The following is a 7283-nucleotide window of genomic DNA, read 5'->3' as shown; positions in this document are numbered from 1 at the left end:
TGCGGGCGCAGTTCTGCAAGTCACGCGGCATTAAAGTCGTGAGTCGGGATTTGCTCCCTCCCCTTCAAGGGGAGGGTTGGGGTGGGGATGGGTTACGTGCGATACCAATGGAAACCCATCCCCATCCTGTCCTTCCCCTTGAAGGGGAAGGGACCTGCTCATGGCGCCTTCACAAAGACCGCGCGGGGCAATGTGTCGTCGAGAGCCCAAGCGACACAAGGAGAGACCAATGCTTAACGTAGTACTCCCCATACTGATTTTCACCGCGCTGGCGCTCGCGCTGCTGGGCGCCCTCCGGCGAGTCGGCCTGTGGCGCCAGGGCAGGCCTTCGCCGGTATCCGTGCTCGGCGGACTGGCCGCGATGCCGCGCCGCTACCTGATGGACCTCCACGACGTCGTCGCGCGCGACAAGGTGTTCGCGAATACGCATGTGGCGACCGGCGGCGGATTCGTTGCGGCGGCCGTGCTGCTCATCCTTGTGCATGGCTTCCAGCTGGAGAGCCGCGTGCTGAGCGGGGCGCTGATCGTGGCCTCCGTCGTCATGTTCGCCGGCGCGCTGCGCGTCGCGGCGCGTCGGCGCAACCCGCCGGCCCGCCTGTCGCGCGGCCCGTGGATGCGGCTGCCGAAGAGCCTCTTCGCGTTCGCGAGCGGCGTGTTCCTGGTCACGCTGCCGACGGCCGGAGTGGTGCCGGCCTCGTTCGGAGGCTGGGCGCTGGCTGCGGTGCTGACGCTCGTCGTCGCATGGGGCATCGCCGAGATGTTCCTCGGCATGACCTGGGGCGGGCCGATGAAGCACGCCTTCGCCGGGGCGCTGCACCTCGCCTTCCACCGCCGGCCCGAACGTTTCGGCGGCGGGCGCTCGACCGGCCTCAAGCCACTCGATCTCGGCAATCCCGAGGCGCCCCTGGGCGTCGGCAAGCCGGCGGATTTCACCTGGAATCAGCTGCTGGGCTTCGATGCCTGCGTGCAGTGCGGCCGCTGCGAGGCGATGTGCCCTGCGTTCGCCGCCGGCCAGCCGCTCAATCCCAAGAAACTCATCCAGGACATGGTCGTGGGCATGGCCGGCGGCACGGACGCGGCCTATGCGGGCTCGCCTTATCCCGGCAAGCCGATTGGCGAGCACGGCGGCGATGCACACAGCCCGATCGTGCTGCGAGAGGGACGCGCGCTGGTCGACGCGGAGACATTGTGGTCCTGCACGACCTGCCGGGCCTGTGTCGAGGAATGCCCGATGATGATCGAGCATGTCGATGCGATCGTCGACATGCGGCGCTACCTGACCATGGAACACGGCAACACGCCGAACAAGGGCAGGGAAGTGCTCGAGAACCTCGCCACGACCGATAACCCGGGCGGTTTCGATCCCGCCTCGCGCATGAACTGGGCTGCGGATCTCGACTTGCCGCTGATTTCCAGGCGCGGTTCCGCCGACGTGCTGCTGTGGATGGGCGACGGCGCCTTCGACATGCGCAACCAGCGCACGCTGCGGGCACTGGTGAAGGTGCTGCGCGCGGCGCAGGTGGATTTTGCGGTGCTCGGCAACGAGGAGCTCGACAGTGGCGACGTCGCCCGTCGCCTCGGCGACGAAGCGACTTTCCAGGCGCTGGCGGTGCGCAACGCGGCGACGCTCGCGAAGTACCGCTTCCGCGAGATCGTGACCTGCGACCCGCACAGCTTCCATGTGCTGAAGAACGAATACCCGGCCTTTGGCGTGAGCTGCACGGTGACCCACCACAGCACCTTCATTTCCAGCCTGATGGAGAAGGGCCGGCTCGCGCTGGGTGAATGGACCGGCGGCCGCGTGACCTACCACGACCCGTGCTACCTGGGCCGCTACAACGGCGAATACGAGGCGCCGCGCAAGGCCCTCAAGGGCATCGGCATCAAGGTTGTGGACATGGAGCGTTCCGGCTTCCGTTCGCGCTGCTGCGGCGGCGGTGGCGGGGCACCGATCACCGACATTCCGGGCAAGCGACGCATCCCCGACATGCGCATGGAGGAAATCAACGCGACGAAGGCCGATGTCGTGGCGGTGGGGTGCCCGCAATGCACCGCGATGCTCGAAGGCGTCGTCGGGCCGCGGCCCGAGGTGCTCGACATCGCGGAGCTGGTCGCAGCGCAGCTGGTGGCGGCGCCTGCCGCGGCGCAGCGTGCGAAGAAGGATGTGGCAGAGGAGGTGGCAGCGTGAACGACATCATTCGACGCGATCCGCGCACGGAGTGGATTGCGCGCAATCGGCTGCATCCCGAGCACGATGCCGTCCTCGCCCGGATGGGCGGAAGCGCCCCTGCTGCGCAGTGGATGGGGCCGAACGGAATCATCCGGCGCAATCCCCATGCGGTGGGGTTCATCGGTCCGAACGGCATCCGTCGCATCGACCGAAGTGGCGCCCAGACCGCCAACGCCGGAGGGTCGGCCAGGCGCGACGCAGCGGTAGCCCCGACCCGGCGCCAGATCCGGATCGAGACGCCCGCCTTCTACGTTGCCGTGGTCGCGGACATGCCCGGCGGCCGCCTGTCGGCACACGACCGGGATGTGCTGGGACTGGCGCGCCAGCTCGCGGACGGCGCCAGCGACGGGCAGGGGGCCGTGTTGCTGGTGAGCTTCGGCGAATCGCGCGAGGAGGGGCTCGGCGATGCCGGCGTCGATCGTGTGGTCAGTTTCACCGGCGAGCGCTTCGAGGGGTACGTGCCGGAGCAGCGCGTGACCGCGCTGGGCGGTGTCGAGCGCCAGCACGAGCCGCGCCATTGGCTTTTCCCCGATTCGTCCCTGGGCGGAGCAGAACTCGGCCGGCGACTCGCCGTACGTCTTGGTGAACGTCCGGCGACCCAGGTCTGGCAGATCGCGATCGGAGAGTGCACGGGGCGCGGCGCGGCCGGCTCCATGGACATTTCCCGGCGCCTGCCGCGCATCGTGCTGGCGCTGCCCGAATGTGCCGAGCCGGTCAGCGACACCACGCATGCCGCCGAGTCGATTGCGCCTCCCGCGGCCCTGCCGCAGGCGCTGCGGCGCATCGAGGATCTGGGCGCTGTGGCGGTCGATCCTTCCAGCGTCGCGCTGGCCGAGGCGGAATTCATCCTCTCCGCCGGTAACGGCATCCGCGATTGGGACGGATTCCACCGCGCGGCGAGCGTCCTCGGCGCGACCGAAGGCGCTTCGCGGGTCGCGGTGGACAACGGCTTCATGCCGCGCCATCGCCAGGTCGGGGCGACCGGTACCTGGGTGACTGCGCGCGTGTATCTGGCCGTGGGCATCTCGGGCGCGATCCAGCACCTGCAGGGTATCCAGCAATGTGACAAAGTCATCGCGATCAACACGGATCCGGGCTGCGACATGGTGAAGCGTGCCGACCTCGCAGTGATCGCGGATTCGAGCGAAGTTCTCGCGGCCGTGGTGGAACTGGTCGAGGGGGTCAGGAAGGAGCAGCGAAATGCAGCGTGAGAGGAACGGAAATGTGACTGGCGATGAGCGCGTGAAGGTCGCCGCGCTGGTTTCGGTCGGGCGTCATCCCGTGACGGGGCGCCCGCGGCGCGCGGAATACGATGCGCGGGCGGTCGAGATCGGCTTGTCGCTCGCGACGGGCGGGGGCCTGCATCTCGTCCATGCGGGCGAATGCTCCTCCGAGTCGGAAGCTGCGCTGCGCGCTTATCTGGGTATGGGCATCGCGGCTGTCGATATGGTGCAGCAACCGGCAGGCGCGGACATCGTCCCTGCGCTCGAATCCTGGCTGCGCGAGCTGGGCCCGCGCCTCGTGCTCTGCGGCGCGCGGGGCGAGACCGGCGAAGCATCGGGACTCGTGCCTTTCCTGCTGGCGGAACGCCTGGGCTGGTCGCTGGTGTGCGGGTTGGCGGAGGTCGAATCGGTCGATGGCGATTCGATGACCGTGCTGCAGGCGCTGCCGCGCGGTCAGCGGCGGCGGCTGAAGGTGCGTCTGCCTGCCGTCGTCACCGTCGATGCCGCCGCGCAGCCCGCGCGGCAGAGCGCGTTCGGACCTGCCCGGCGGGGTGAACTGCAACGACTCGATGCCCCGGTCACGCCAGATAGGGAAGCGCAAGGATGGACGACGGCGCCGGCGCGCAAGCGTCCCAAGCGCCTCAAGATCGTCAAGGCAACGTCGGCACGCGACCGTTTCAAGGCCGCTGCAGCGAAGGCCGAAGGCGGTGGCGGCCAGGTGCTCACGGGGGTTTCGGCGCAAGCGGGTGCCGAGGCCATCCTGAAGCTGTTGCGCGAAGAGGGGGTCTTGCGATGAGCGCAGGCCTGAACCGGCGCGACGCGTGGCCGGAGAATGGCATTCGGTGCCGGAGGATGAAGCCATGATGTTCGCCGACCTCGTCGATATTGACGATTTCCGCCAACGCCTGCACGAACTCGGGATCGACGTGCCGCCGGACGCTTCGCCCGAATTCGGCGCATCGATCGTGCGGGCGGCGCAGCCTGTGGATGGCTTGCCCGAACTGATCGACTCCTTGTGCGCCGAGTGCGTCACGCTGCAGCCCGAGGTGCGCCGGGCGGTCGAACTCATCCTCTTGCCCTGAACTGCAGCGCACGCGCGGCTGCCACCGCGCTGTTTCTCCTCCGATTTCGTCCTTTTCGCCGCCGGCCTGCCTTGCACCGGCGGCGTTTTCTCGTGCGCGCTCCGTTCGACGCAGCGCAGTCTGTATTGAGCATATAAGCGGCGGATACAGGCAAATCCGCGCCGGGCGAACTTCCTAAGATTCATCCATCACCACAACGCCCGCCGCGCCCGTTCCGGGTTCGCCGAGGACTATCTATCAGGAGACACGCTGCATGTTCGCAATGACCGACCGTATTGCCGATTTCGACGACGAACTGAAGGCCGCGATGGACGGCGAGTTCGAGCGCCAGGAGTCGCATATCGAGCTGATCGCCTCCGAGAACTACACCAGCCCGCGCGTGCTCGAGGCGCAGGGCAGCGTACTCACCAACAAGTACGCCGAGGGCTACCCGGCCAAGCGCTACTACGGCGGCTGCGAGCACGTGGATGTGGTCGAGCAGCTCGCGATCGACCGCGCGAAACTCCTCTTCGGCGCGGACTACGCCAATGTGCAGCCGCACTCGGGCTCGCAGGCCAATGCCGCGGTGTACATGGCGCTCCTGGAGCCGCACGACACGGTGCTGGGCATGAGCCTCGCGCACGGTGGCCACCTCACGCACGGCGCCAAGGTGAACTTCTCCGGCAAGCTCTACAACGCGGTGCAGTACGGCCTCGATGAGGCGACCGGCGAGATCGACTACGCCCAGGTCGAAGCGCTCGCGCTCGAGCACAAGCCCAAGATGATCGTCGCGGGTTTCTCCGCCTACTCGCGCATCGTCGACTGGAAGCGCTTCCGCGACATCGCCGACCAGGTCGGCGCCAAGCTCTTCGTCGACATGGCCCACGTCGCGGGTTTGGTGGCCGCGGGCCTCTATCCCAACCCCATCCCCTTCGCCGACGTCGTCACCACCACCACCCACAAGACCCTGCGCGGCCCGCGCGGCGGCCTGATCCTCGCGCGTGCCAACGCGGAGCTCGAGAAGAAGCTCAACGCCGTGGTGTTCCCCGGCATCCAGGGCGGCCCGCTGATGCACGTCATCGCCGCCAAGGCCGTGGCGCTCAAGGAAGCGCTGCAGCCCGAGTTCCGCGCCTACCAGCAGCAGGTGGTGAAGAACGCCCGCGCGATGGCGGGCGTGTTCATCGAGCGCGGCTACAAGATCGTCTCGGGCGGCACCGATGATCACCTCTTCCTCGTCGATCTCGTCGCCAAGGGCCTCACCGGCAAGCAGGCCGACGCGGCGCTGGGTGCGGCGCACATCACGGTGAACAAGAACGCCGTGCCCAACGACCCGCAGTCGCCCTTCGTCACCAGCGGCATCCGCATCGGCACGCCCGCGATCACCACGCGCGGCTTCAAGGAGACGGAAGCGAAGGAACTCACCAACTGGATCTGCGACGTGCTCGACCACATCGACGACCAGTCGGTGATCGCCGCGGTGCGCGAGAAGGCCCAGGCCTTGTGCGCGCGCTTCCCGGTCTATCCGGCCAGCCGCTGAGCGGCCACGGGAGCGACACGCCATGGCGATCAGCGTATTCGAGATGTTCAAGGTCGGGATCGGTCCGTCCAGTTCCCACACCGTGGGGCCCATGCGTGCCGCGCTGACCTTTGCGACCGGACTCAAGGAAGACGGCCTGCTGGCGCGCGTGCGCCGCGTCAAGGCCGAGCTCTACGGCTCGCTCGGCGCGACCGGCAAGGGCCACGGCAGCGACACCGCCGTGCTGCTCGGGCTGGAAGGGGAGGCGCCGGATCTTATCGACCCCGACACGGTCGAGGCGCGCCTCGCGCGCATCCGCGAGGCCAAGCGGCTGTCCCTGATGGGCCTGCATCCGGTGGCCTACTGCGAGAAAACCGACCTCGTCTTCCTGCGCCGCCAGACGCTCCCGTTCCACCCCAACGGCATGCGCCTGACGGCCTACGGCGAGGGTGAGGGTGAGAGTGAGGTCGAGCTCGCGAGCCACGTGTATTACTCGGTCGGCGGCGGCTTCGTCGTGAACGAGGCGGCGGCCGGCGCGGATCGCATCGTCGAGGACCGCACCGAGCTGCCGTACCCCTTCCACAGCGCCGACCAGCTCCTCACCCAGTGCGCGGTGAACGAACTCTCGATCAGCCAGCTCATGCTCGAGAACGAGAAGGCCTGGCGCAGCGAAGCCGAGACGAGGAACGGCCTGCTGCACATCTGGAAGGTGATGCAGGGCTGCGTGCGCCGCGGCTGCGAGATCGAGGGCACGCTGCCCGGGGGCATGAAGGTCAAGCGCCGCGCCGCGGCGATGCACCGCATGCTGTCCGCGGCGCCCGAAGCCGCGCTGCGCGACCCGCTCACGACGATGGACTGGGTGAATCTCTACGCGTTGGCGGTGAACGAGGAGAACGCCGCGGGCGGGCGCGTCGTCACCGCCCCGACCAACGGCGCGGCCGGGATCATCCCCGCGGTGCTGCATTACTACTACCGCTTCATCCCCGGCGCGACCGAGGACGGCGTCGTGCGCTTCCTCCTCACGGCGGCCGCGATCGGCATCCTCTTCAAGGAGAACGCCTCGATCTCGGGCGCCGAAGTCGGCTGCCAGGGCGAGGTCGGCGTCGCCTGCTCGATGGCCGCGGGTGCCTTGGCCGAAGTGCTCGGCGGCACGCCGGAACAAGTCGAGAACGCCGCCGAGATCGGCATGGAGCACAACCTCGGGCTCACCTGCGACCCGGTGGGCGGGCTGGTGCAGGTGCCGTGCATCGAGC

Annotated in this window: 6 protein-coding genes; all 6 read left to right on the top strand. The window is 68.3% G+C overall.

Annotated features, from left to right (window positions below; all coding sequences use genetic code 11):
- Positions 1–229 precede the first annotated feature (229 nt).
- Entirely contained in the window at positions 230–2188 is a 1959-nt protein-coding gene (locus GPA27_RS27465; RefSeq protein ID WP_169143593.1) for a (Fe-S)-binding protein, read from the top strand.
- Positions 2185–3441, top strand: coding sequence for an electron transfer flavoprotein subunit alpha (etfA, locus tag GPA27_RS27460; RefSeq protein WP_169143592.1), 1257 nt, complete (start codon positions 2185–2187; stop codon positions 3439–3441). Before GPA27_RS27465 ends, etfA begins: the two co-directional genes overlap by 4 nt.
- A gap of 13 nt (positions 3442–3454) precedes the next feature.
- Complete coding sequence (gene etfB / locus GPA27_RS27455; protein WP_256223140.1) at positions 3455–4249, top strand: electron transfer flavoprotein subunit beta; 795 nt, start codon at positions 3455–3457, stop codon at positions 4247–4249.
- A gap of 67 nt (positions 4250–4316) precedes the next feature.
- Positions 4317–4535, top strand: coding sequence for a hypothetical protein (locus GPA27_RS27450; RefSeq protein WP_211165284.1), 219 nt, complete (start codon positions 4317–4319; stop codon positions 4533–4535).
- 253 nt (positions 4536–4788) lie between these two features.
- On the top strand, positions 4789–6051 hold the full coding sequence (gene glyA, locus GPA27_RS27445) for a serine hydroxymethyltransferase (protein WP_169143589.1): 1263 nt from the start codon (positions 4789–4791) through the stop codon (positions 6049–6051).
- Between the two features lie 22 nt (positions 6052–6073).
- Positions 6074–7283, top strand: a 1210-nt coding sequence (locus GPA27_RS27440) for an L-serine ammonia-lyase (RefSeq protein ID WP_169143588.1), incomplete at its 3' end; no start/stop codon positions are given.

Origin of the sequence: Aromatoleum toluolicum, assembly GCF_012911005.2 — a bacterium.
GTDB classification, from domain to species: domain Bacteria; phylum Pseudomonadota; class Gammaproteobacteria; order Burkholderiales; family Rhodocyclaceae; genus Aromatoleum; species Aromatoleum toluolicum.
The sequence above is the reverse complement of the archived record's forward strand: the minus strand, read 5'-3'. Positions and strand labels throughout refer to the sequence as shown.